General features: G+C 38.5%; 32 protein-coding genes. 21 read left to right on the top strand and 11 right to left on the bottom strand.

From position 1 onward, the window contains the following. Positions 1 to 349 precede the first annotated feature (349 nt). The 7 genes from ORQ98_RS22920 to ORQ98_RS22890 all read left to right on the top strand — a co-directional run bounded on the left by ORQ98_RS22920 (position 350) and on the right by ORQ98_RS22890 (position 6,041). Positions 350 to 2,185 (top strand): UvrD-helicase domain-containing protein, encoded by a 1,836-nt coding sequence (locus ORQ98_RS22920; protein ID WP_274691145.1) that lies wholly within the window; start codon positions 350 to 352, stop codon positions 2,183 to 2,185. Positions 2,186 to 2,565: 380 nt separating this feature from the next. Then, a complete protein-coding gene (locus ORQ98_RS22915) occupies positions 2,566 to 2,838 on the top strand; it encodes an RNA recognition motif domain-containing protein (RefSeq protein WP_274691144.1) in 273 nt (90 codons plus the stop codon). Positions 2,839 to 3,417: 579 nt separating this feature from the next. Next, a complete protein-coding gene (locus ORQ98_RS22910; protein WP_274691143.1) occupies positions 3,418 to 3,633 on the top strand; it encodes a hypothetical protein in 216 nt (71 codons plus the stop codon). A 61-nt stretch (positions 3,634 to 3,694) separates the two neighbouring features. Beyond that, positions 3,695 to 3,976: a low molecular weight protein tyrosine phosphatase family protein gene (locus ORQ98_RS22905; protein ID WP_274691142.1), complete on the top strand. Its 282-nt coding sequence runs from the start codon at positions 3,695 to 3,697 to the stop codon at positions 3,974 to 3,976. 555 nt (positions 3,977 to 4,531) lie between these two features. Next, positions 4,532 to 4,771 (top strand): hypothetical protein, encoded by a 240-nt coding sequence (locus ORQ98_RS22900; protein ID WP_274691141.1) that lies wholly within the window; start codon positions 4,532 to 4,534, stop codon positions 4,769 to 4,771. 42 nt (positions 4,772 to 4,813) lie between these two features. Next, positions 4,814 to 5,128 (top strand): helix-turn-helix domain-containing protein, encoded by a 315-nt coding sequence (locus ORQ98_RS22895; RefSeq protein ID WP_274691140.1) that lies wholly within the window; start codon positions 4,814 to 4,816, stop codon positions 5,126 to 5,128. After that, the gene (locus tag ORQ98_RS22890; RefSeq protein ID WP_274691139.1) at positions 5,094 to 6,041 is read left to right on the top strand and encodes a reverse transcriptase family protein; all 948 of its coding nucleotides are present in this window, start codon (positions 5,094 to 5,096) and stop codon (positions 6,039 to 6,041) included. Before ORQ98_RS22895 ends, ORQ98_RS22890 begins: the two co-directional genes overlap by 35 nt. A 44-nt stretch (positions 6,042 to 6,085) precedes the next feature. Here ORQ98_RS22890 and ORQ98_RS22885 read toward each other — a convergent pair whose 3' ends face one another. The 10 genes from ORQ98_RS22885 to ORQ98_RS22840 form a co-directional block, all read right to left on the bottom strand. Next, positions 6,086 to 6,307 carry a hypothetical protein gene (locus ORQ98_RS22885; RefSeq protein WP_274691138.1) on the bottom strand — a complete coding sequence of 74 codons (222 nt, stop codon included), beginning with the start codon at positions 6,305 to 6,307 and terminating at the stop codon, positions 6,086 to 6,088. Positions 6,308 to 6,429: 122 nt separating this feature from the next. Continuing rightward, a complete protein-coding gene (locus ORQ98_RS22880; protein ID WP_274691137.1) occupies positions 6,430 to 7,677 on the bottom strand; it encodes a tyrosine-type recombinase/integrase in 1,248 nt (415 codons plus the stop codon). A gap of 5 nt (positions 7,678 to 7,682) precedes the next feature. Beyond that, on the bottom strand, positions 7,683 to 8,087 hold the full coding sequence (locus tag ORQ98_RS22875) for a hypothetical protein (protein ID WP_274691136.1): 405 nt from the start codon (positions 8,085 to 8,087) through the stop codon (positions 7,683 to 7,685). 10 nt (positions 8,088 to 8,097) lie between these two features. Continuing rightward, on the bottom strand, positions 8,098 to 8,433 hold the full coding sequence (locus ORQ98_RS22870) for a carbon storage regulator (RefSeq protein WP_274691135.1): 336 nt from the start codon (positions 8,431 to 8,433) through the stop codon (positions 8,098 to 8,100). A gap of 2 nt (positions 8,434 to 8,435) precedes the next feature. Further along, entirely contained in the window at positions 8,436 to 8,837 is a 402-nt protein-coding gene (locus tag ORQ98_RS22865) for a hypothetical protein (protein WP_274691134.1), read from the bottom strand. A gap of 81 nt (positions 8,838 to 8,918) precedes the next feature. Next, on the bottom strand, positions 8,919 to 9,701 hold the full coding sequence (locus ORQ98_RS22860) for a DUF2303 family protein (RefSeq protein WP_274691133.1): 783 nt from the start codon (positions 9,699 to 9,701) through the stop codon (positions 8,919 to 8,921). A 37-nt stretch (positions 9,702 to 9,738) separates the two neighbouring features. Continuing rightward, positions 9,739 to 10,089, bottom strand: coding sequence for a hypothetical protein (locus ORQ98_RS22855; protein ID WP_274691132.1), 351 nt, complete (start codon positions 10,087 to 10,089; stop codon positions 9,739 to 9,741). Between the two features lie 78 nt (positions 10,090 to 10,167). Next, positions 10,168 to 10,368: a hypothetical protein gene (locus tag ORQ98_RS22850; RefSeq protein ID WP_274691131.1), complete on the bottom strand. Its 201-nt coding sequence runs from the start codon at positions 10,366 to 10,368 to the stop codon at positions 10,168 to 10,170. Positions 10,369 to 10,370: 2 nt separating this feature from the next. Further along, on the bottom strand, positions 10,371 to 10,874 hold the full coding sequence (gene rdgC, locus ORQ98_RS22845) for a recombination-associated protein RdgC (protein ID WP_274691130.1): 504 nt from the start codon (positions 10,872 to 10,874) through the stop codon (positions 10,371 to 10,373). Next, positions 10,844 to 11,287 (bottom strand): helix-turn-helix transcriptional regulator, encoded by a 444-nt coding sequence (locus ORQ98_RS22840; protein ID WP_274691129.1) that lies wholly within the window; start codon positions 11,285 to 11,287, stop codon positions 10,844 to 10,846. The genes rdgC and ORQ98_RS22840 overlap by 31 nt, the downstream gene beginning before the upstream one ends. Positions 11,288 to 11,456: 169 nt before the next feature. On the opposite strand from ORQ98_RS22840, the gene ORQ98_RS22835 reads away from it, so the two are divergent. Beyond that, positions 11,457 to 11,843, top strand: coding sequence for a helix-turn-helix domain-containing protein (locus ORQ98_RS22835; RefSeq protein WP_274691128.1), 387 nt, complete (start codon positions 11,457 to 11,459; stop codon positions 11,841 to 11,843). A gap of 1 nt (position 11,844) precedes the next feature. Here ORQ98_RS22835 and ORQ98_RS22830 read toward each other — a convergent pair whose 3' ends face one another. Next, positions 11,845 to 12,282: a helix-turn-helix domain-containing protein gene (locus tag ORQ98_RS22830; RefSeq protein WP_274691127.1), complete on the bottom strand. Its 438-nt coding sequence runs from the start codon at positions 12,280 to 12,282 to the stop codon at positions 11,845 to 11,847. A gap of 519 nt (positions 12,283 to 12,801) precedes the next feature. On the opposite strand from ORQ98_RS22830, the gene ORQ98_RS22825 reads away from it, so the two are divergent. From ORQ98_RS22825 to ORQ98_RS22770, 13 genes are all read left to right on the top strand, one after another. Continuing rightward, the gene (locus ORQ98_RS22825; RefSeq protein ID WP_274691126.1) at positions 12,802 to 13,122 is read left to right on the top strand and encodes a hypothetical protein; all 321 of its coding nucleotides are present in this window, start codon (positions 12,802 to 12,804) and stop codon (positions 13,120 to 13,122) included. A gap of 129 nt (positions 13,123 to 13,251) precedes the next feature. Next, positions 13,252 to 14,121, top strand: a complete 870-nt coding sequence (locus tag ORQ98_RS22820) for a DnaT-like ssDNA-binding domain-containing protein (RefSeq protein ID WP_274691125.1) — start codon at positions 13,252 to 13,254, stop codon at positions 14,119 to 14,121. A 1-nt stretch (position 14,122) separates the two neighbouring features. Then, positions 14,123 to 14,851: a replication protein P gene (locus ORQ98_RS22815; RefSeq protein ID WP_274691124.1), complete on the top strand. Its 729-nt coding sequence runs from the start codon at positions 14,123 to 14,125 to the stop codon at positions 14,849 to 14,851. Between the two features lie 140 nt (positions 14,852 to 14,991). Then, complete coding sequence (locus ORQ98_RS22810) at positions 14,992 to 15,402, top strand: hypothetical protein (protein ID WP_274691123.1); 411 nt, start codon at positions 14,992 to 14,994, stop codon at positions 15,400 to 15,402. Between the two features lie 153 nt (positions 15,403 to 15,555). Further along, entirely contained in the window at positions 15,556 to 16,032 is a 477-nt protein-coding gene (locus ORQ98_RS22805) for a hypothetical protein (protein ID WP_274691122.1), read from the top strand. Beyond that, on the top strand, positions 16,033 to 16,392 hold the full coding sequence (locus ORQ98_RS22800) for a Ref family recombination enhancement nuclease (protein ID WP_274691121.1): 360 nt from the start codon (positions 16,033 to 16,035) through the stop codon (positions 16,390 to 16,392). Further along, positions 16,389 to 16,652 (top strand): hypothetical protein, encoded by a 264-nt coding sequence (locus ORQ98_RS22795; RefSeq protein ID WP_274691120.1) that lies wholly within the window; start codon positions 16,389 to 16,391, stop codon positions 16,650 to 16,652. Before ORQ98_RS22800 ends, ORQ98_RS22795 begins: the two co-directional genes overlap by 4 nt. 171 nt (positions 16,653 to 16,823) lie before the next feature. After that, positions 16,824 to 17,141, top strand: coding sequence for a PDDEXK family nuclease (locus ORQ98_RS22790; RefSeq protein WP_274691119.1), 318 nt, complete (start codon positions 16,824 to 16,826; stop codon positions 17,139 to 17,141). A 197-nt stretch (positions 17,142 to 17,338) separates the two neighbouring features. Further along, positions 17,339 to 18,097, top strand: a complete 759-nt coding sequence (locus ORQ98_RS22785; protein WP_274691118.1) for an adenine nucleotide alpha hydrolase family protein — start codon at positions 17,339 to 17,341, stop codon at positions 18,095 to 18,097. A 174-nt stretch (positions 18,098 to 18,271) separates the two neighbouring features. Further along, positions 18,272 to 18,838 carry a hypothetical protein gene (locus ORQ98_RS22780; RefSeq protein WP_274691117.1) on the top strand — a complete coding sequence of 189 codons (567 nt, stop codon included), beginning with the start codon at positions 18,272 to 18,274 and terminating at the stop codon, positions 18,836 to 18,838. 274 nt (positions 18,839 to 19,112) lie between these two features. Further along, positions 19,113 to 20,789, top strand: a complete 1,677-nt coding sequence (locus ORQ98_RS22775) for an eCIS core domain-containing M35 family metalloendopeptidase (RefSeq protein ID WP_274691116.1) — start codon at positions 19,113 to 19,115, stop codon at positions 20,787 to 20,789. A 223-nt stretch (positions 20,790 to 21,012) separates the two neighbouring features. Beyond that, a complete protein-coding gene (locus tag ORQ98_RS29670; protein WP_425347706.1) occupies positions 21,013 to 21,312 on the top strand; it encodes a YodC family protein in 300 nt (99 codons plus the stop codon). A gap of 2 nt (positions 21,313 to 21,314) precedes the next feature. Next, positions 21,315 to 21,737, top strand: a complete 423-nt coding sequence (locus ORQ98_RS22770) for an N-acetylmuramoyl-L-alanine amidase (RefSeq protein WP_274691115.1) — start codon at positions 21,315 to 21,317, stop codon at positions 21,735 to 21,737. Positions 21,738 to 21,782: the final 45 nt, after the last annotated feature.

Here is a 21,782-nt window from a genome sequence, read left to right as displayed (position 1 = left end):
AAATCCTCTCATAACAGTGGATTATACACATGATGCTGTATTATTGAACCTAGAAATGATTCGCGACTGGTATATAATGCAGATAACGCTAGAAAAAGTGATCATAATACATTAGTTAAAGCTGTTTTAGGTGAAGAGAATGAGGAAAAATCTTATCCTGAAACTTACACGGATGAAGAGTTGAAAAAGTATCGCTACCTATTTTGTACCAAAAGTAAAGTAGCCTCCCATTATCAGGCTATGGAGGATATCTTAGGGAAAGATGATAATGACTTTAAGAAAGCATGCCCAGAATTTATTAAAAAACTTGTCAATAAGTGCTCATCTCTTATAGAGGGAGCTGAAAAAGATGAGTAAATATCTGTCTTCTGACCTATGGAAGCCAAGCAATGGTTTTATAGCTACAGAAACTGAAGATAAAATCATAAAAGAAAAGTATAAAAACTTATCTATTCTTGCTGGCCCTGGTGCAGGAAAAACTGAAATTTTGGCACAGCGTGCCAATTTTTTATTGCAAACCGGTATATGTAAAGCACCTCAAAAAATATTAGCTCTTAGTTTTAAAGTAGATGCAGCTACCAATATTAATAACAGAGTTACTTTACGCTGTGGCAGGGAGTTATCTAGAAGATTTATCTCCTCAACATTCGACGCATTTTTCATATCTATTGTACGTAGGTTTTCCACGCTTTTGCCTGATTGGATACAGATGCCAGCAAATTTTGATGTTTATCCTTTTGATAAGTACTGGTGGGATGATTATCAGAGAAAAGAACTAGGAGGTCAGGTATTTCATTGTAAAAAATCATACTCTCCGTTAGATTTAAGTTTAGAACCCAATGGAGCAATAGTAAATTTTTGGGATTATTGCACAGTAAATAAAATTGCTGACTACTCTATGTGCTGCTCTATGGCTTTTACTATTGTTAAAAATTATCTCCAGGTAAGAAACTTAATTTTATCAACTTACAAATATCTTTTTCTTGATGAATTTCAGGACATGACAAACGCACAATATAGTTTTGTGAAAACTGTTTTTAAGGGGAGTGATACAATAATTACAGCTGTAGGAGATGCAAACCAAATGATAATGGGGTGGGCTGGTGCTAATCCCAAAAACTTTGAAAATCTAAAGAAAGATTTCAATTTAGAGATCATTCCTTTAGTAATTAATCATCGATCTAATTCCAATATTATTGGGCTCGTAAATTATGTTATTAAAGATTTAACACCAAAGGGAGAAGAACCTATAGTTTATCAAGGAACTAGAACAGATTCTCCGCCTGCTCTTAGTATAGGGATAAAAAAATTTGATGATGTAAATAGAGAGTCTGAATACATTTCCAAATTTATTAATTTAATTATAAGTGATAATGTTTATTTAACGCCAAGTGATTTTGTTCTTATATTAAGGCAAAAATCTCAAGATTATTTTGAGCTATCGAACGAAATTTTCCAAAATAATGGCCTTAATCTTCGAAATGAGGATGCGTTGGTTGTTGAGGACGGAGTTAAAATACAAGACCTTATGGTTGAGCCTCTCTCTGTTTTTTTGATACTACTCATTAGATATAAAGTTGGTTATATTAACTACATGCAAGAAAAAGAACTTGAGAGACTTTCGTCATTTTTCACAGGCTATGATTTGAGTCAAGATAGGGACTATAAGAGGCTAAGAGAATTTATTGTAAACTTGACGTTATTTCTTGATCTTTCCAGTTCTATAGAAAAATCCGTTAATAAAATCATAGAGGTCATTGGTGATGAGAGGATAAAAGCTGTTTTTCCTCAATATAAGTCACAATATTTAACTAAGGTAATTAAGTCCTTTTGTACCCTTTTTCAAAATGCGCTGGATAAAAATTTACAGATTATTGAGCAAGCAATAAATGATTATGAAGGAATAAATCAAGTCAAGCTGATGACTATACACAAAAGCAAAGGACTTGAGTTTGATACGGTATTTTTTGTTGACTTCCATGAAGATTCTTGGTGGGGGTTATGCAAAGCTGTTCAACAATGCGATTCAGAGAAACAAAGAGAAGAAAAAAATTCTTTTTTTGTAGGTATTTCAAGGGCCAAAGAAAGACTTTTTTTTACTAAGAGTAAAGGGAAATGGCCGCCAGTTATTTCTGAACTATTACAAGGTTCTGACTTGGTTGTTGATATGCCAGAAATAAAATGAATAGTTGTTTTAGGGTGGGGTGGAACTACCAAACTACTGTGGAAGTTCAAAGTTTTGATAATATGATTATTTTATCGTATGAGTTGCATTTTTAACAAATAAAATTACAGGCACTGTTATGCCTGTAATTTGGGCTTACTGAGTAGGAGCTATCTTTGCTGGTGTGTGGTACTTTAACGACCGACTAAGTTAATTAGTAAGTCCTGTCTTGATAGAAGCTTAGCGACTCTATCCGCTACTTTCTCTTTCCTGAAATTTCAGAACTGTAAATCTTTGCTGTTTCCATGAACCTGTCAACCCTTATTCTCTATCAAGCAATTTGTGTGATTGGTTGCTGGTAGAGTGATTCCTATCAACACACATTATATAGAGAAGCATTCATGAAAATGTACGTTGGCAACCTGTCATACAATGTCACAGCTGAAGATTTAAAAGAAACCTTTTCCGCTTATGGTGCCGTAGCAGATGTAACGCTGATTACTGACCGGGATTCTGGCCAGTCAAAAGGATTTGGTTTTGTTGAGATGGATAATAACTCCGAAGCTGATGCAGCTATCAAAGGGTTAAACGGTTCCTCTTTACAGGGTCGTAATATCAAAGTTAATCAAGCACAACCTAAATCTAATAGCCGCCCTCAACGTAGAAGGTATTAATACCTTTTAACGAAATATCCTGGGAGTGAAAAGCCATAAGCTTTTTACTTTCGGTCAGTGCTCTAATCAATATACTGTTATCGCATACCTAACCAAGTTCTTATTTTGACTGGTTCTTGCCTAAGTGCTGTTTGAGTGCGAAACGAGTGCGAAAATTGTCCCCAAATACACACAAAACCTCACCCTGTAAGATTTTCAGGTAATGCGTTAAGTGGTTGATTTTAAAGGAGTTTGAGGAAATTCAAGGTGAGTGGAAGTGGTGGAGGCGGCGGGAATTGAAAAACCGACGAAAGCCGCTTAACTTATTGATAATTCTATGTTTTATGAGTAGCTAGGGGTTGGGGGAAGTACAAGGGAAGCGATTTGGCTCAAACGACTGTTTAATGATGCTGCCTGATAAGAATGATTCTTATTGGTGGTCGCCCATGAATTTCAGTCTTTTAGTATACATAGGTTTTGGTTAATATAACGGTGGATTTTTTATGACACCTAGATGCTCTTAATATTGAATGAGCAGTGTTCATAGTCCTCATCGTATTACCGCGGCTGCTGAACCCGGTATACAAAGAGGATTTTCCAATGAATGAACTAAGAAACCGTGCCTGGAGAAGATTCAAAAACAGAATTAACAGTGGGCGAGGAATCGGAACTGATGATTGCTGGAAGCCAGAGAAAAACTGGAAGATGGTTTATCTTCGGTCTGAAAAGCTTTCCCGCGCTAGGCAATTAGGGTTTGAATACCCTAGGAAAGATATTCGTCAACTCTTAGATATTGAGTTGATAAATGGTGAGTAGTATTTCAAATCTATTATTTGTTTGCAGCCGGAATCAATGGCGTAGCCCCACAGCTGAAGCTATGTGGAGGAAGTATCCCAATTGCAATACACGGTCAGCAGGCACAAGTCCAAGAGCAAAGAAAACAGTTAGTCCGGCAGATATTAGCTGGGCTGATGTCATCTTCGTTATGGAAAAGAAACATAAAAACCGGCTGGTCGCTGAATTTACTAGAATGCTAGACTTTAAGCCAGTCCATGTACTTGATATCCCTGATGAATATAAGTACATGGATCCAGAGCTGATTGTTGAGTTAGAGGCAAGTGTGAGTCCGTATCTTTGTGATCTTAAATCTCTAGGCTAATCCTATTTTCACTGTGGTTTTTTCTTAACGGCGTGGGGGGAGGCTAGAAAAGCCGACGCAATTCTCTTAATTTATTGATAGTTATTGGTTTTTTGATGTTAGCAGTTTAGGGGAGCTGTAAGGTAGACTCTTGGTTTCTCATTATTTATTACTCACTAGTATTGTACCCTAATATTTATATTCCAACTGCGACCTTACAGTTAGATATGGTGGGCTTCTCTAAGCAAATTTTTACTGTCAGTCAAAAAAGTGTTTACTTTGTTTGGTGGCCACTGTATTATAATTTCAAGGCTAGATGCTATCGTCTAGGTGCTCTTTAAAAGATCTCATCATCCTGTTATCTGGACTTGTTACACGGCTTTACTGCTAAGCCGACCACTCTGGTTAGGTGGTCTTATCCACGGACAAGCCAGTTATTGGTTAATATTAGCCACGACTGATGCTTGCTTCGCAAGCGAACTAGAATGGTCTACGCCTTTACCTCATTCCTATTCGGTTCAGAATAACATTGACGACTGGTGTAATTTTGCACCGAATAGTCAAAGGATGTATTAGATGAGTATGCTTTTACATACTGCTCTTGAATTGTTGAGAGAAGTTAGAAAAGAGGTGCACACTGAGGTTGAGGCAGGTGAACTTGCAAAAATTGATCAGTCAATTGAGTTGCTTGAGAAGCAATTAGAATGCTCTGACAAGAATGTTTCTCAAATGGAAGTCTTGAGTGCTATTGGAAAGGTAGTTCAATACATACCGTCAATTGCTAAATTGATTGAAAAGCTAAGTAATTTGTTGTAGCGCGAGGCACAGTAGGCCATTCAATTTAAGAGGAAGTTTATTTTGAACATTGGAAAGGCAATCAAATTATGTAGAGAATTGAAGGGGCTTTCTAAGACTATCTTGGCTGAAAAAGCTGAAATTTCAATTTCTTACTTGACACTTATTGAGCAAGGCAAAAGAGACCCCAGTTTTTCTACGATTAATAATATTTGTGAGGCGTTAGAAGTACCTCTCAGCATTGTTGCGTTTTTAGGTGCAGATAAAAGTGAGTTATCAACGTTAAGTAGTGAACTAACTGAAAAACTATCGGGTGTTGCAATTAATTTAATAAGAAATACTGATGACTCCCCAGTACACGAAAAAGCCAATAGCTAAGATAAGTTCATTATGTAAATTATTAAATATAACTCATCAAGGGTTATTGAAGCTCTCTTCCAATTCAGACAAGTTTTTCTTTATTACCAAAACTATTGATAAGCCAGATGGCGAGAAAAGAATTACTTTTGATGTCAAAGAAAATCTAAAAGCTATTCACCGATTAATAAAGAGTAGAATTTTTTCAAATATATTGTATCCACAATATTTACAAGGAAGTATTAAAGGGCGCTATTATATTGGTAATTGTCAAATTCATACTGGACAGAGGCTTGTAATAAGCGAAGATATAAAAAATTTTTTTCCTTCAATAAACAGTGATGTTATCTATAGGATGTGGCTAAAGTTATTTGGGTTCTCCCCTGAAGTGGCCTCTATACTAACTGAGTTAGTAACTTTTCAAGGTAGTTTGCCTCAAGGTGCAATTACTAGTAGCTATATCGCTAATCTCGTATTGTGGGAGCAAGAGCCTATACTAGTAAAAAAGCTATCACATAAGGGAATTAAATATTCAAGATATATTGATGATATAACAATTTCGTCTGAACAGTTTTTATCTAAAAATGAAATAACCAACATTATCAGTGAGGTTATTCAAATGATTTTTAGCATTGGAGGGAAGCCAAATAGAAAAAAACACTGCATAATGCCTAGTCATGGTCCTCAATCTGTACATAATTTAAATGTAAACTCTGACTATCCTACCTTGCCCAAAAAGGAAAGAAAAAAGTTAAGAGCCCAAGTTTATAAGCTCGAAAGATTTGCTGAATTTGCAATAGGTGGTGAGCAATATGAGAAAGAATATAAGAGTTTATTTGGTAAAATTAGTCGAATGGCTCAATTGCATCCAGTTGAAGGAGGTAAATTGAAAGAAAGGTTGAATGCAATCAAGCCCAACTCGGATTTACGTTAAATAATAAGGCCAAGTAACAACTTTAATCACTTAGTTATTATAAGCTAAATCCAATAAGTCAAAAACTGTGCAAAGTCGGTAAACGTTTCAGCATCCTTATACCCCTCAGACAAGTGTCTCCAGACTAATTGCCCTGATCTAGGGTGACCTTCACGGAATATTAAAACAAATGACTCACCATAATCAAACACAACAACAGTGTTATCAGGCAGAGATTGACAACCTACAGGAACAGCTTTCTTACGGTCGGAGTTTGTTACTCTCATTATATCTGAGTAGCATGCCAGCTCTTCGTTGAAAGAATCAGGGCAGAAGCCAAGAGTATCCTTGTCTTCAAAGCCACTATAGCAGAGTGGAGTAAAACAGCTGAAAAAATAGGGGTGCTTTATTATTTGATAAGTTCTGCAAAATCACTTTTCGGTTTGTACTGTTTCCCATATTGCTCAATATATTTACCATAGTGTCGATTGATCATTTCAACACCAGTATGTCCCATCTGTTGTGCTATCCAGAATAGGTTTTCATTTTGAGCAATCATTAAGCAAGCAAAGCTATGTCGAGTTTGGTAAGGGTTTCGGTATCTAACTCTGGCTTTGTCCAGGGCAGGGCGCCAAGCCCATTCACGGACTTGTTTGTCATTTAACCACTTTTCTGGGCGGTTAGGATGATGAAAGACAAACTCTTGGTAGTCAGAAGTATATTTTTTCTGATCGAGTAGGGCATGTTCTACAGGAGCAAGCATTAAAATGCGGCGAATACCTTTTTGCCCAGTCTTTGTTTCTTTCATTTCACCATCAACATAGGCGGCATCAACTGTAATATACTTTTTCTTAAAGTTGACCTTATCCCAGGTAAGTCCAATAAGCTCGCTTGTTCGCATGCCAGTAAAAAATGCAGTAGTAAAATAGTTTTTAACCTGTCCCTCCATCACACCTAATATTGCTTCAATTTCGACTAAGCTAAATGGATCGCAAATATAATCACTCCGTTTAGACTGTTTTGTAATCATTTGGTCCAGGTCAATCAGATCAAGTGGATTGGTTTGAATTAGCCCATCTATCATGGCATCCCTAAGCACATGTTTAAGTGGAATTAGATGGTTAGCAATCGTTTTACGCTTGCATGTGAGGCTTTTTTTATATACCCAATCCCGTATATGTTTTGGTTGTAGCTCCCTGGCAGGAATACTTCCAAATTCAGGGATTAACTGACCTCGGATAGATTTAATATAATTCCTGGCGGTGCTCTTTTCTTTAAGCTGCTCAACTTTGTTGATATAGTCTTGTAGTAGCTCACCAATGGTTGTTTTAGCATTATAAAATTCACCAAACAGCTTGCACTTTTGAGAGTTAGGAAAGTGCTTGCTGTAACTAAACAGATTTCTCTCAATTTCATAGAGTATTGTTTCTTTTTTGCGATTAGTATAGGTTACATCTGATTTAAGCTTTTCCTCAAAAGTAGCAAGAGAGGTTTTGCATAGTTCTTTAGGTATTTCACGGCGAGTGACGACTTCCTTACATAGTACCCCTTTATAGATAAAATGTAGACGTATACTGACAAAGTTAATATGTTGACGAAACTCAAGGCCTTTTGGCTTTGTTTTTGATAAACGATTAATAATGACTTTAATGCTCATTGTTATTAGTGTTTAGGAATATAAGTGCTTTTTTCTGCAAATTCATTAACTGCATTAAGGTTAACCCAGATAACGCCATCAGCGGCTTTTCGGAATTCCTTACCTTCTCGCCAAAGCCCTTTGCTTTTTTTGTGGTGAAAACTATTTTGTGTATCACCTGAAAGCTCATAATATTTTTTTAGTTTTACCCAGTTTAACATGCTGCCCTCCATTGCTATATAAGGTTCTTCAGCATCATTAGCTGTATATTTATCATTTACGTATATGACGTTGACCCAGTAGGTGCCATCTGCTGCTTTCCGATATTCTCTATCCTGAAGCCATTCTCCTTTATAACGCATGCGTGTAAATTCAATGATTGATAAGTGGAATAGTTGTCGGTACTTTGAGGCTTTTATCCATTCAAGCAAAATTACCTCCTTAGCTCATTACTCCAAAAAAAGTCCGGTTGGTTTTACTATTTCTACAAAAGCCCGTTTCAACCTCGTCCCGAAGTATTTTTATATGCTTCGGTGCACTAATACTTATCTTTGCTTGCCCCGTTGATTTAGATAAACCCTCCCTATTACTAGGGTATGGATAAACAGTTATTTCATGATTCAGCTTAAAGGGGTGGCCAAACTCAATATCCTTAATACTAATATGGCCTTTATGTAAGGTAGTGAGTGTTACACCACCCACCGTTCTCGCTCGCAATATCACTCGATAATCACCAATCTTTAGTGACTCACCAACTCGACGCGTTACAGTCAACATAACTAAACAACTCCTAAACAGCGCATATACAATACCCCTCGAAAACTCTTGGGGGGTGGGATTCCAGCTTTTTTACAGTCACTTTTTATACTTTGAACCTGTTCAGGTGTGAGCCAAATAAAGTAGGGCTGACGACCTTTATAATCCTCAAAAAACTCAATATATTGGTAAATTTTATTGATTAGTTTTTGGTTATCCTCGCTCAGTTTTTCAATATCAAACTCTTTATTTTTTGGCTTGCTTGAAGTAACCATTTTAACAATTGCCTGGTTGGCTATACCTGCCGATTGGTCGAGAGCAAATTCAGCAATCGCTATATCAATTTCATTGGCATCTTTGAGGTTATATTTGAATACTCGGGTGTGTTGCTTCCATGGCTGCAAGCCTAGTTTGTCATTGATCATTGCTAAGTCCTAATAAGGTATAAGGGTATTATTTTTTTTGATTTTAGGTTTGGCGACAGCTTCCTGCCAAACCTGTTGGTATTATGCGTCCCTACCTTCAATAATCATCAGATCACCAACACCGGCTTGAATACGTTGAGTTACCTCATTAAACGCATCTTCAATAACTCTTTCCGGCTCAACCAGCTTGTACCACAACAGTAGCTGGCCTTCTTGCAATCGATAATAGAGTTTGGCTTTTACTTCGTATTTTTCGCCATTGTGGAAAGGTGCTAGCCCTAGCTTTATTTGCTCAGGGAGTTCGACTGTTCCTTTTTGGTTATCCTCACTATAAGTAAATTGATATTCCCCCGTGCTTAACCGCATGGCTGAGCCAAATACCGCCTTGCGAATAACATTAAACTTCAGAGCAATTTCTAATAGCTCGGCACCACTAGGGTTAACAATGTCTTCGGCTCTTTCTTCCAAAAACTCTGCAAAGGTGGTTTGGTCCATTTTTTCATTATTTCTACACTGCCAGGCTTCCCACTCTCGGGAGAGAGGACAACCATACTCCACAGTGTGGCTACCGCTTCTCGGCTCATCTTGTGACACATGAAAGTCAATTACAGCATTAAAGGATTGTCTTGTGTCATCAGCAAAAATAGTAGTATGTGGATTTTTAAAGCGATTAATGTAGTTAATTAATGATTGAACTGTATTCATTTTTACATGTTGACGCATTTTAATCGGATGTGGCAAATACTGCTCAATGCTTGTTAATTTATAGTCATGGCTAATCGCAACAAAGGGAATTCCTTCTTTGTTGTGAATAACTTGGCTAGCACCTAACTTAATTAACTCTTGCACGCTATTGTGTTCCATGCTGTCTCCTTTTGGTTAAAGTGAAAAATACTGCTTATTAGTTAATAGATTTTAGGTTTTGATTTGCGCCATTAGCTGGCACGGTTTTAAGGTCTAACTCTGATTGCTTGGGATCATTACGGAGTAAGTCACCATCAGCAGTAGACCAAAAAATGGCTTGGGGTTGCTCATGCTGAGGAATGCTCGATTTAATATTGGGCGTAATTTTTACCGTATCCTCATTATTCGCACTGAGCATTTGTACTTTGAGCTGTAGAGTTATACTGCCAGCTTTACGAGTATCTCTCACAGCCTGTACCAGTTCAGATAGCGTTTCAGTTAGCTCACTATCCAGGCTACCACGATTGATGTATCCAACTGTTTGACTAAATGGAGTATTTTCATTCATTGACAAGGTCTCCTTTTTTTAGGCAATAAAGTGCCGTAGCTCAAAACTGAGTGATTAAAAACTAATAATTTAATTAACTTAAAATGTTGCTGGTTCTACAAATAACTTATGCCGGGTTTTATCAAGCACATACCGCATACGACAGCGCAGGCTATTATGAATAGCTAAATCAGCTTGATATTTTTCGGTTATTTTATCCCACATCAAATCGGCTTCTGTTTTTCTTCTCCTTAGCTGTTGGTTATTAATTATTTCGTTCTTAGGTAAGCGAGTAGCCATAGTCATGCTGCCACCGTATCTAACGTAATAGCTCTTGAGCTACTACCAAGCGTTTGCATAAATAACTGTATCAAAACCTTATTGGCATCTTTATCAGGATTGTTAACGACTAAACAACCTCGCTCTGTATCAATGTAAGCCTCAACCACTGTCGTTATCGTTGGTGCCCGAGGAAGCAACCCGGTTCTAACTTCCTGCTTCAAGCTTTCAACCTGCTGTTTTGACATACGTTCGCCAGTCAGGTCTTTATGATCTTCAACCGCCTCAACAACATGTTTCCTTAAAACAGCTGGAGATAATATTTTTTTCTCTAATTTAACCCTGAACAATGCTTGTTTCTTACGAGTAATTAAATAATCGCCTTTTTTAACTGGCACAAACCCATAACTTAATTCTTCATATTTACCACAGGGCTTAAACGCTGCTTCTCCAAACCCACCTAATAACATTTCTACGACATAATCAGCATTGGCTTTTAACTGATATATAGTTGCGTCTTCATACATAGCTCGTCTCCTTTTGCATTATTGTCTAACGGCAAATACTCTGGCCGTCTTCCAGTCCGTTGTACTATGCGGACTTGCCGGGGTTTATCAGGGTTATCATTCACTACCAAAGGCACGCTATTCACAATAAATACAGCCATTAATATCATCACCACAGGTGAAACATTGAGTGTGACGATTTTTAGCCGTATTAACTCAGCAACCAGATGCGCTCGATTAGCAGTTTTAAGCTTGTAATGTACGTTTTTTATTCTGCTGCTCACTGACTGCGGTTCGATATCATGATCGCGAGCAATTGACTTATCAGTCTTACCGGATAGAAGCCCTAAGCAGTATAAGGTCTCGCGTGGTGCTAGATACGGATTTTCTAAGTGAGCTTTCCAGGTTCCGTCTGTGATTGTGTTGCCGTCCATAGCACTATCCTCAAGAAGTTAACTATTAAGATACGTGTTAATATGGAAATTTGCAAGATTGTAATATGGAAATTTGAAAGGTTTTAGTGTGAGATACTATAAGCTGCTGTTTCAACAGGGTTTGAGGTGATGCTAGAATGTTTATCCTAATACTTTGGGCAAGCAAGTAATGATTAACTTATTTGAAAAGATCAAAGAGGCTAGAGTTAGGGCTGAGTTAACTCAAGAAGAGCTGGCTGAAATGTGTGGTGTTAGTAGAGCTACTGTATGCCAGTGGGAATCGCAAGATTCAACTAAGAGATTAAAGCCACGAAAAGCAAACTTACACAAGATTAGTCAAGCAACAGGTGTTTCTTTACACTGGTTAAAGTCAAAGTCTGAACAAGTACATATAGAGAGTGGGTTAGAAAAGGAAGTATTAAACTTGCGTCAAGAGCAGAAAGCAAAGGCTAAAAAGGCAGTGCAAGATCTATATGCAATGGTTGTGAATGATGAGCTAAATTCTGATGAAATAAGTGCAATTGTCGTTTTGGCAAAAGTCCTGGGTAACAAGTAAGTTATTGCTTGTGAGCTCTACCTTTAATTGCACTAGCTAATGCAATAATGACTTCAGCGTCATCGTAACTGATAGTATCTTCAATCACCATAGTGTGGAGTTCAAGTAAGGCTCTTTCTAGGTCCTTTCTATTACTTTGCTTTTGAGTTTTAAGTCGATTTTCTAAGCTTTTACTTTGCAGGTCAGGGTTTTGAAGAATAAATTCTGGGTCAATTTCTGAGCTCTCTGAAACTAGCCAGTTATAGGGTGCCCCAGTGACTTCAGCTATTCTTCTTAACATTTTTTCTCTAGGTTTTGAACGCTTGCTTGGGTCTGGTGTTTCCCATACGCCAATAGTAGGTCGAGCAACACCTAGCTTTTCTGCCATTTCTTCTTGAGTCAAGCTGGCACTGGCTCTTGCCGCTCGTATTCTTTCCCAGAGTTCACTCATATCTTGCATTAAAGTCTTGCTTTGTAATTATTAGGCTGCTAACCTGACTAACGTATTTTAAATATATGACATTATGTCATGAATGTATAACAATACGACAACAAAAGACCGGAACACCAAAGGCGTCCCGGCCAACTAATAAACCCGAATCAACAAAGTGCTAAGTGATGCCTTGCAGCACGCGGCCTGGGGGTGAGAGCAAAAGGAGTAAAAGCACTCATCCATTACCGTTACACTGTAACGCCTTGTTGTATAGGGAAAATATACCTAAACCATGCAGTTTTGTCATTAGACTTTGTGTTGCTGTACGAGTGTACAGTATCCAATACAAAAGGAGAGCTGATATGGAAGTAGTGAAAATGAATCCACAGTGTATCTATCCAAAATCTCAATCAGGATAACTTAGTCGTATTAATTAACCGGGCTTAGGCTCAATAAAATTAATTAAATCCTAATTTAGTAGCAAGCAAATAATTGTATTTTGCTGGCAGGGTATTTTTACGCTTAAAAATTGGAGAGCAAGAGTAAATGGAAGTTACTTTTACTACAAAAATAATTGGTCATATATCTGATCATGAGCTAGCAAATGTGTTATTTGATCGAGCGTCAAAAATTGAGCAGAACTTAACGAGACAAGGTGAGTTCTTTACTGATTTAGAAGGTAATACTTACCGTCATTATTATTACAGTTACGAACCTGTTGAGTTAGTTAGCTCAAATCCAGATGTAGCAGCTTTAATCGATGCTCACAACGCACTGAACCCGATCAAAAAGGCTTTTGAAAAATACAAATATTCAAAAGAAGAGATAGAACAGCTAAAGAAAACCTTATTTGTAGCTCAAGACTAAATTTTAGACATAAAAAAACTGCTTTACCCGACCAAGAGAAGCAGTTTTTTTAACAACAAAGGATGTAAATATTATGCAGAAAACTGCCGAAAAAATCAACGTTTATACAGTGTTTCGGGAGGGTTATTTATGAGTGTACAAGCGATAGCTTGGGCGTTTTCCCTCTCAAATCTCGAACCCAATAAAAAAATAGTTTTATTAGCGTTGGCTGATAATGCTAATGACCAAGGCTACTGCTGGCCTGCAATGGATACAATAGCAGAAAAAACATCATTATCTCGCTCGACAGTCAAGCGACACATCAAGTCTTTAGCAGAATTAAATTTATTAACAAAATTTGAGCGAGCTTCAGCTAGTGGTGCAACCACATCCAATCATTTTTATTTACATGTGGGTTGCCAAATTAATTTAGATCACTCCTCTGAAGCTGAAGAAAATGAGGGGGATCAAAATGACCCACCCTCAAATAATGGGGGAGTTCAAAATGAACTACCTGAAAATATAGGGGGTTCACCTATGAACCGGGAGGGGTGCACTAGTGACCTGGGGAGGGGTTCACCTGTGACCCCCAAACCATCATTAGAATCATCATATACAACTACAACAAACACGCGCGAGGTCAAAAATTCAGAGCCTGATATTTTTCAAAAAAAATACGAAACCCGAATAAAACCCCAAGGTACCCCCATGACTGAAAATTGGGAGCCTGATTGGAAAAGGGTGAAAGCCAGTTTAATTCGGGCAGGCATTACCCCTGACTTTGCTAACTTAAAACTCGATGAATTTAAACTCTACTGGCTTGGTCGTGGTGATCTGCATCCAGCTTGGACAGCCCGTTTTATACAACACCTGATAGACCAATGGCCTCGTCACCAGAGGCAGCAAGAGCTTAACCAGGCTTTGGACCAAAAAAATGAGCAGCAAGTAAAACAAATCCAAAAGCAGTGCGAAAACATGCAGTCAAGCGAAGGTTGGTCAGGTGACTTAGGAGATTTTTAGCATGGAACAAGCAACTAAAATTGTATCAAAATTAACTTTTAATCCTGGTCAGCAAGATATTCACAGTAACCAAAACCAGGCACTCAACCAGCAACAAACTGAGAAAATTATTAACCGAGTGTTTGATCAATTGAAAGCGATTAGACCTGCTTGGAAACTATCGCTACCAGACGGGCGAGCAGAAGCCATTGCCAAAAAAGAGTGGACCAAGGCATTCATCAAAAACGGTATTTTGAGTTTTGAACAGCTACGCTTGGGTTTTGATAAAGCCAGATCAATTGATGATAAATATTTTCCTGATCCTGGCACATTCATCAAGTGGTGTACACCTCAGCCCGAAGACTTGGGTCTACCTGAGCCTGCAACCGCTTATCACGAAGCTTGTAAACACGCTCATGAGCTAAACCCAAGCAAAGCCAAATGGTCTCACCAAGCCGTTTACGAAGCAGCAAAACAAACCGGTTTCTTTGAATTAAAGTCAATGGCAGAAAAACACATACTGCCTGTCTTCACAAGAAACTACGAAATAATCACCAAAAAAATACTAAAGGGTGAGCCAATCAGCGATATACCCAAAGCCCTACCCGGCCAAGTACAACAAACCATCGCTGAACGTAACAAGGCTTACCACGATGAACAGCAACAACAATCAATTCAACAAGCAGGCTTAAGCCATTTAAATAATAAAACTGATGCAATGACAGCAATTAAGGGAATGTTAAGAAGGTAAAAAAAGCATTGCTTCGCCTTTGGGTCTTTATTCGCGGATTAAACAACGAAGCAATGTGAATAGGAGTCATTTCATTATCAAGAATAGATATACCTCAATATTTTTACAAATTTATGTATATCAACTGTATAGGGATCAACATGACTAGCCAAACCAAACAACAACGCCTTGAAGCAGTAAACGAGTTAATCAAAGTCATTGCCAGCTGTGGCCGGTGCTTTTTCTCAGAAAATGCATATGGTTTTAAGCAAGTTGAAAATCCTTTTATTTCAACAATGGAAATCGATGAACGAGGAAAAATTTGGTTCATTGATTCAGAGACAAAAGAGCGTATTTACACCCACTACCAGCATAGGTGGAAAAACTTTAGTCAAGGCGGAACGCTAAGAGGCTTAATCGAAAGCTTCAGAAATTACATATCTAAAGGCCACCAACTAAGAGCAAACTATTTTCAGCCAGACATGGGCAACGGCTTTAGAAACCCGTGGGGCTACGGTGATGACATATTAATAGTTAAAGAAGCAGCGCTAAGACTGGGAATAGCCAAATAAAAAAAGCACTGCTTCGTCAACGCTGTTTAGGGGTAGTGAGTAAAACGAAGCAATGCACACGGGGGCTACCGTGCAATCAGTAAGACCCTAGCCAATTAAAGAAGTTCACCGCTAACGATGTACACCTACTTATAAAATCACTGGGTGAATAATATGGATAAAAAATCAAATAAATCTACTGAAAATAAAATTAACAAACTATTTGAGCAAGCCATTATGACTCCACCAGAGTTTTTTAACATTGTTGAGACACCAGAGCCGATTAACGAAAGCAAGTGCGTTAACTGTGGCATGAGAGAAATAAGCAGTGAAGTCGCTGGTGTTCATACAGGCGTTATGGCAACTACCTATGCATGTGGTACCAAGATAATAGGCCAGCTGTTAGAAACCACGGAAGTATGTGACGAAATTACCTCGTTAAAAAATAAAATATCAAGCTGGAATAAATTAACTAACATCACCTTCTCAAACGCAGTACAAGATATAAGGGAATCCCTCACCCTACTGTCAAAAACTGGTAAGCAAGGCAAGAAAAAAGCAAAAGATGGTCGTGAAGCATTAAACGCCATTATTCAACACGAAGGCCGCTTAAGACACCACGCCGACGTAAATAACAGGCAGGTATTTTAAGTGCTAGGCCGTAGCGTAACCAAAGCACAAAAACAATTCCATGATGCCCTGGCAGAACACGTCGGATGTATTGCCTGTAGAAAAGCAGGCAACCAAAACAACTGGGTATCAATCCACCACATAGACGGCAGAACAAAAGACCATGCTCATTGGTACGTATTACCCCTATGCGCTGGCCACCACCAGGATGGAACTGGAAACAAGCAATTAAACGGCTGGGCCATCCACCCCTATAAAGCACGATTCGAAAAACGCTACGGCACCCAACACCAGCTGTATATCGAATGCCTACACCTACTCGCTAGACATAACTACCGCTTACCAGAAGAACTTAAAACTTGGATAAGGGAAACAACATGATAGAAATCAACAAACAACTCATCAAGCAAGTATTCCCCGACTCAATGTTCAAACAGCTAGCCAGACCCACTGTCAGCCAAACCGCAATAAACGTAAAGCCTGGCCAATGGGTATGGGAAGACGGACAAGGCAACACATACAGCCTAGATGGCGTTACCCAATGGCATATCAAAAGCGGCCCGGATGATGAAGCCCAAGCTATGTACGAAGTTTATTTACATCTAAGCCAACTACACGGGCATTCTGTAGAGCGATGCTAAAAAAAACATTGCCTCAGCGAATAGTACGGACCATCAGGGGGACTGAGACAATGAACCATAAACAGGTGGTTTTAAATGTCTTATATCTTTCGAGTCAGACAATACAACACAAGAAGTTTACTTTGCTAGCACTTCTTGAACGACAAGTCATAAAACAATTTAAAGTTTGATATGAGTCAACTGGAGTCAGTCTTAGAATTTCATTTGAAAGCCCACAAGCTACCCAAGCCAATAACAGAATACAAATTCCACCCAACAAGAAGATGGCGCTTTGACTTCGCCTGGCCAGATAAGAAATTAGCCGTAGAAGTTGAAGGCGGAGGATGGATAAACGGAAGACACAACCGAGGCCAGGGCTTTGCCAACGACATGGAGAAATACCACGAAGCCATGAACCTGGGCTGGAACATATACCGCTGTAATAGCGAGCTAATCAAAAGTGGCCGAGCGGTAGAGCTTATACAAAAGCTGTTGTCTGCTAGTCGCTAGTAGGCGTGCTAGACAGTCCGAGACCAAATTAGGGGGTGAGACACACAACAACGTAGTAAGCCTAAATCAGCCGCTAATAAGCATTCTAGAACGGCTAAAACCAGTCTCAAAGACACAAATACGACAAAAAGCAACACGTCCATTAAGCCCTAGTAGGCATGTTAGAGGGGCTGAGACCAGATTTAAAGGAGACAAGAATGGAGTACGTAATTTTTGCCAGTTACGGAAACGACAGCATTGCATTAATTCAGTGGGCATTTGATCGAAAGCTAAGAAGCGTAACTGTCGTTTATTCTGATACTGGCTGGGCATGTGACTTTTGGAACGAACGCGTTATAAATGCTGAAAAATGGGTAAAAAGCCTTGGCTTTAGTACTGCCCAAACTAAAAGCGAAGGTATGGAAAAGCTGGTGTTTAGAAAAAAAGCCTGGCCACGTGGGGGTGGTGGTAGGTTTCAGTTCTGTACCGAAGCATTAAAAAAAGAACCTGCACGACAATGGCTTGATAAACACGACCCAGAAAAACTATCAACCTGCATGAATGGCGTAAGACGCTGTGAAAGCCGAAACAGGTTAACCGCTCCTGAATGGGTAGATTGCAGTCCTGATCACGGAGATAGAGAACTATGGTCACCACTAGTTCGTCATACAGATGAAGATAGAAATGCGCTAATCGCTAAAACGCCATTTGATGTACTTCCATACAAAAGCAAGGAGTGCTGGCCATGTGTCAACGCAGGCAAAAGAGAAATCAGGCACTTAGAACCCGAGAGAATTAATTTGATTGAGAGAATTGAAAAAAACGCAGGAGTAAATAGCAAAGGCAACCAAAGAGTAATGTTTTCACCCAGTAGACACAATGGAGCAGTAGGAATCAGAGCCGTTGTTGAAGATGCATCAAAAGGCATGAACGATTTAATTCCAGTCCGAATTTGCTCGTCAGGTTGGTGCAACTAAAAAGACGGCTCACCTTTTACTAACCCAAAGTACAAAGAAGCTTTAAAGCAAATATTAGAAGAAGCCAAAAGGCTCGATTAGTAATACAAAAAGCCCCTACTTAAACGCTACTTATCGAACTAGAGGGGCTGATACATATTAGTAAGAACGAATAAACCCTTAAAGGAGTGAAACATGACAGTAAACGTAATGGCATTATTAGCCCATGGCAGTATCAACTACGAAGGTGTACCTGGTGGTACCCCACAATTAACCGCTGAAGATGTGGCTGGTGCTTTAGGTATGGGCAGCTTACCACGGGAGGCGTACTTATTAGGACTATTAAAGTATGCAGGTGATAAAACAGTATTACATGAGCTGGATACCCTGGTTCAAAAGTATGTGATAGGTGTGGGGGTGAAGGAGAAATGGCGTGAACCATGGCCAAATGACAAAAAGCGATCCTTAGTGTTCTTTAAGCAATTTGCTCGACTAATGATTAACGAAATAGTGTTCGAAAACCTATGTGATGTATGTAAAGGAACAGGCATTGACAAACGGTCAAATAAATTCAGAAAGTGTAATTGTAACGATGGGAAAAGACCACTAACCAAAATGAAGCAAGCCGAATTTTGTGGCATATTTGAAAAATGCTGGCGTGTGCGTTGGCATACTCGTTATGAAGAATGTTTAAAGCAAGCTCATAAATGGCATGCTCAAATTATTTTTCATTTAAGTGAGTATTTAGAAAAAAATAAATGACTTATCATGCCTGGCCAACTTGCCCCAAATAAGCACGTTGGATTGCAGTTAAAATCAATAAATGTAATAAATTTTCAATAAAATTTTAATTTTGTTAACGACCCCACACCGGCATTTTCAGCCCCTTTCTCAAGCCTTAATTGGGGGGCACACCTCCCTTTTCAAGAGGAAATAGAGATGCTATATATAAAATACTGTTATAAAGCAAGTGAATTTTCAGATAATTATCATCATTCAGCAACCGCCGCTACCAAAAAATGAAAGGATTCGATATATGTATTCGAATGAAGAAAAGGACAATAAAAACCACCTTTCTGTTGAATATACGACCCAAAAAAAAGGTATAGGCAAACAGAGTATAAGCTTTGTAGATAATCGTCCACAAAGCAATCAGATTGCTCAATTACAGAAAGCTATGTCAAGTACTAGGCCAGGTCAACCTCTCTTACAGAAAAAAGAAAATAATACCGGAATGCCTGATAAGTTAAAGTCTGGTATTGAAAATCTATCAGGTGTTGATGTTTCTGATGTACGAGTGCATTACAATTCCGATAAGCCAGCACAATTACAAGCTCACGCATATGCACAGGGCAATAATATTCATTTAGGTCCTGGACAAGAAAAACATTTACCACATGAAGCATGGCATGTTGTGCAACAAAAAAAAGGACGCGTCAGACCTACTCTGCAAATGAAAGGAGAAGTATTAATCAATGATGACCAAGTTTTAGAGAAAGAAGCAGACATCATGGGCGCCAAGGCTCTTCAAATGAGAAAAATAGAACAAGGTGAACAAATAAACACAGAGAAATACTTCTCACCTGTAGTCCAAAGAGTACCTGTAGATAACAATACTGGCATAGAAAAAAGTCCTGATAAAGTTAGAGCAGCATTTAAAACAGCCCAAAGCTATATAGCTGAAACAAAAATATATTTAGGGCTTGAATTCAATTATGCTCAAGCTCATTTATATCCAGATTTAAATATCAGTGATATAACAGATGGAGTGGACAAAATTAAAACTCAATTAGACTATGTGATAAATAATGGAGATATTTATAACGAAGCAGTAAACAATGGTGTGGATAACCCTGGAAACTTTAAAGGTTATAGGTATATTAATAAAAGTACTGGCTCATATGCTTCTAATAGGGGAAATGGCAACAATGCATTAATAACTTTTAATAATGCAGGTGTCCAGCAAGAAGCTACTCATTTAGCCGGAACAATAATTCATGAAGCTTCCCATGGTAGTCAATTATCTACTGATGATGTTGCATACTTGCATGATGACTTATATGAAAAAATAAAAGACTTTCCAGATCTAATTCTTCAAAATGCAGACAGCTGGAAAAAAATTATAACTACAACTCGAAAGCCAGGCCCACAAGCACAGCCTACAAATCCTATAACATATGCAGGAGATCCAAATGGGGATACTAACTTCGAAAATACATATGATGACAGTATGCAAAAATACTTATTTCTAATGAGATTTGTGACCCGATATATTCGAGATTGGGGCTTTAGTAGCGTAAATATGTTTTTCATGGATATGTCAATAGCAGATGAAACAGAAATCCCTCAACCATCCCGCTTTGTTAAGGCATTTTATGAATTAATGGCTGAGGAGGGTTTAGCGCCTGACTTAACTGACCTTACAGACACCAAAGCAGATGAAATCTACAGCCAATTAACTGAACCAGTATCACGATTGCTGCGCAATATTGAAAATAATCCAAGGGTAACTATTACTGGTGCAAACACAATGACAATGTGGAATCAAAACGTCAGTATGACAACACTTACAACGCATGGCTTTTTAAATCAACTTCTTAATAATAATGCTAATCAAGTCAAACTTCTCAAACTATTATTTGGAGTGAATGATTTAAATGGAAGAAAACAATTTACTGATAAACATGGCACAACCTTTAAAATACTGACCTAAACTTAGAAAACCAGCTGTAAAAACAAAAGTTGTAGGTTCGAGGAGTGGAGGTATGTCCGTCACGATCAGAGCTATCCTCTTTCTTCTAACCACAAGCCAAGTTTACATCAAAAAAGGCCACAGGCTTCAAACCATCATGTTCACTGGGCTGAAGGTGGTAATTTCTAGGAGAAATAAAAATCCCTTTGACAGGGGTCGCTAAAATGTGTACTCTACTTCCAGAATGTATTTTTGTGTCTACACTAAAGTGCGTTCAAGTATAGAAAATTTTGGGAAAAGGCCTCATCATCTAGATGGGGCTTTTTTATGCCTGCAGCAAACCACTTCCCTACTAAATATCACTATGGACACTACTAACTTGTTTACTGGCTCGCTTGTCAGATTAAAGTCGGGCGGCCCATTGATGACTGTTATTAATGTAAACTCTTATTCAGTACACGTCGAATGCCGTTGGTTTGACGGTGCTACTCCACACAAAGATGTCTTTCCAAAATCCGCTTTAGAGCAAGTGAATTCTTTTTAACTATGAAAATCACGAAACTCGTTGTGCATTGCTCTGATACACCCGACGAACGAGATATATCAGCCGAAGATATTCACCAGTGGCATAAAGAAAAAGGCTGGGATGGCATCGGCTACCACAAAGTCATTAAACGCGATGGCACTATTGAAAATGGCCGCCCTGACTATTGGCCTGGTGCTCATGTTAGAGGCTACAACAGTTATAGCCTTGGTGTTTGTTTAATTGGTCGTGACTGCATTACTTCCGAGCAGTTAGTTAGCTTGGAAAAAGTAATTGACGACTGGCTGTTAAAATATCCAAAAGCTGAAATAGTTGGGCATTGTGATTTAGACCCTGGTAAAACCTGCCCTAACTTTGATGTGCAAGACTGGTGGAGCATAGTTAAAGACATAAGGAGCTACAGCCAAAATGGATATAGTAACTAACTTTTTCATTACTTTGGCAGCTGCTTTTATTGTTATTGTTTTACC

It is taken from the genome of Spartinivicinus poritis (genome assembly GCF_028858535.1).
Lineage (GTDB): Bacteria > Pseudomonadota > Gammaproteobacteria > Pseudomonadales > Zooshikellaceae > Spartinivicinus > Spartinivicinus poritis.
The sequence above is the reverse complement of the archived record's forward strand: the minus strand, read 5'-3'. Positions and strand labels throughout refer to the sequence as shown.

What these genes read in the sequence shown, in the direction of transcription:
- ORQ98_RS22920 (WP_274691145.1), top strand. Translation starts at nt 350, where the DNA reads ATGAGTAAATATCTGTCTTCTGACCTATGGAAGCCAAGCAATGGTTTT.
- ORQ98_RS22915 (WP_274691144.1), top strand. Translation starts at nt 2,566, where the DNA reads ATGAAAATGTACGTTGGCAACCTGTCATACAATGTCACAGCTGAAGAT.
- ORQ98_RS22910 (WP_274691143.1), top strand. Translation starts at nt 3,418, where the DNA reads ATGAATGAACTAAGAAACCGTGCCTGGAGAAGATTCAAAAACAGAATT.
- ORQ98_RS22905 (WP_274691142.1), top strand. Translation starts at nt 3,695, where the DNA reads ATGTGGAGGAAGTATCCCAATTGCAATACACGGTCAGCAGGCACAAGT.
- ORQ98_RS22900 (WP_274691141.1), top strand. Translation starts at nt 4,532, where the DNA reads ATGAGTATGCTTTTACATACTGCTCTTGAATTGTTGAGAGAAGTTAGA.
- ORQ98_RS22890 (WP_274691139.1), top strand. Translation starts at nt 5,094, where the DNA reads ATGACTCCCCAGTACACGAAAAAGCCAATAGCTAAGATAAGTTCATTA.
- ORQ98_RS22885 (WP_274691138.1), bottom strand. Translation starts at nt 6,307, where the DNA reads ATGAGAGTAACAAACTCCGACCGTAAGAAAGCTGTTCCTGTAGGTTGT.
- ORQ98_RS22880 (WP_274691137.1), bottom strand. Translation starts at nt 7,677, where the DNA reads ATGAGCATTAAAGTCATTATTAATCGTTTATCAAAAACAAAGCCAAAA.
- ORQ98_RS22870 (WP_274691135.1), bottom strand. Translation starts at nt 8,433, where the DNA reads ATGTTGACTGTAACGCGTCGAGTTGGTGAGTCACTAAAGATTGGTGAT.
- ORQ98_RS22865 (WP_274691134.1), bottom strand. Translation starts at nt 8,837, where the DNA reads ATGATCAATGACAAACTAGGCTTGCAGCCATGGAAGCAACACACCCGA.
- ORQ98_RS22860 (WP_274691133.1), bottom strand. Translation starts at nt 9,701, where the DNA reads ATGGAACACAATAGCGTGCAAGAGTTAATTAAGTTAGGTGCTAGCCAA.
- ORQ98_RS22855 (WP_274691132.1), bottom strand. Translation starts at nt 10,089, where the DNA reads ATGAATGAAAATACTCCATTTAGTCAAACAGTTGGATACATCAATCGT.
- ORQ98_RS22850 (WP_274691131.1), bottom strand. Translation starts at nt 10,368, where the DNA reads ATGGCTACTCGCTTACCTAAGAACGAAATAATTAATAACCAACAGCTA.
- rdgC (WP_274691130.1), bottom strand. Translation starts at nt 10,874, where the DNA reads ATGTATGAAGACGCAACTATATATCAGTTAAAAGCCAATGCTGATTAT.
- ORQ98_RS22840 (WP_274691129.1), bottom strand. Translation starts at nt 11,287, where the DNA reads ATGGACGGCAACACAATCACAGACGGAACCTGGAAAGCTCACTTAGAA.
- ORQ98_RS22835 (WP_274691128.1), top strand. Translation starts at nt 11,457, where the DNA reads ATGATTAACTTATTTGAAAAGATCAAAGAGGCTAGAGTTAGGGCTGAG.
- ORQ98_RS22830 (WP_274691127.1), bottom strand. Translation starts at nt 12,282, where the DNA reads ATGCAAGATATGAGTGAACTCTGGGAAAGAATACGAGCGGCAAGAGCC.
- ORQ98_RS22825 (WP_274691126.1), top strand. Translation starts at nt 12,802, where the DNA reads ATGGAAGTTACTTTTACTACAAAAATAATTGGTCATATATCTGATCAT.
- ORQ98_RS22820 (WP_274691125.1), top strand. Translation starts at nt 13,252, where the DNA reads ATGAGTGTACAAGCGATAGCTTGGGCGTTTTCCCTCTCAAATCTCGAA.
- ORQ98_RS22815 (WP_274691124.1), top strand. Translation starts at nt 14,123, where the DNA reads ATGGAACAAGCAACTAAAATTGTATCAAAATTAACTTTTAATCCTGGT.
- ORQ98_RS22810 (WP_274691123.1), top strand. Translation starts at nt 14,992, where the DNA reads ATGACTAGCCAAACCAAACAACAACGCCTTGAAGCAGTAAACGAGTTA.
- ORQ98_RS22805 (WP_274691122.1), top strand. Translation starts at nt 15,556, where the DNA reads ATGGATAAAAAATCAAATAAATCTACTGAAAATAAAATTAACAAACTA.
- ORQ98_RS22795 (WP_274691120.1), top strand. Translation starts at nt 16,389, where the DNA reads ATGATAGAAATCAACAAACAACTCATCAAGCAAGTATTCCCCGACTCA.
- ORQ98_RS22790 (WP_274691119.1), top strand. Translation starts at nt 16,824, where the DNA reads ATGAGTCAACTGGAGTCAGTCTTAGAATTTCATTTGAAAGCCCACAAG.
- ORQ98_RS22785 (WP_274691118.1), top strand. Translation starts at nt 17,339, where the DNA reads ATGGAGTACGTAATTTTTGCCAGTTACGGAAACGACAGCATTGCATTA.
- ORQ98_RS22780 (WP_274691117.1), top strand. Translation starts at nt 18,272, where the DNA reads ATGACAGTAAACGTAATGGCATTATTAGCCCATGGCAGTATCAACTAC.
- ORQ98_RS22775 (WP_274691116.1), top strand. Translation starts at nt 19,113, where the DNA reads ATGTATTCGAATGAAGAAAAGGACAATAAAAACCACCTTTCTGTTGAA.
- ORQ98_RS29670 (WP_425347706.1), top strand. Translation starts at nt 21,013, where the DNA reads ATGTATTTTTGTGTCTACACTAAAGTGCGTTCAAGTATAGAAAATTTT.
- ORQ98_RS22770 (WP_274691115.1), top strand. Translation starts at nt 21,315, where the DNA reads ATGAAAATCACGAAACTCGTTGTGCATTGCTCTGATACACCCGACGAA.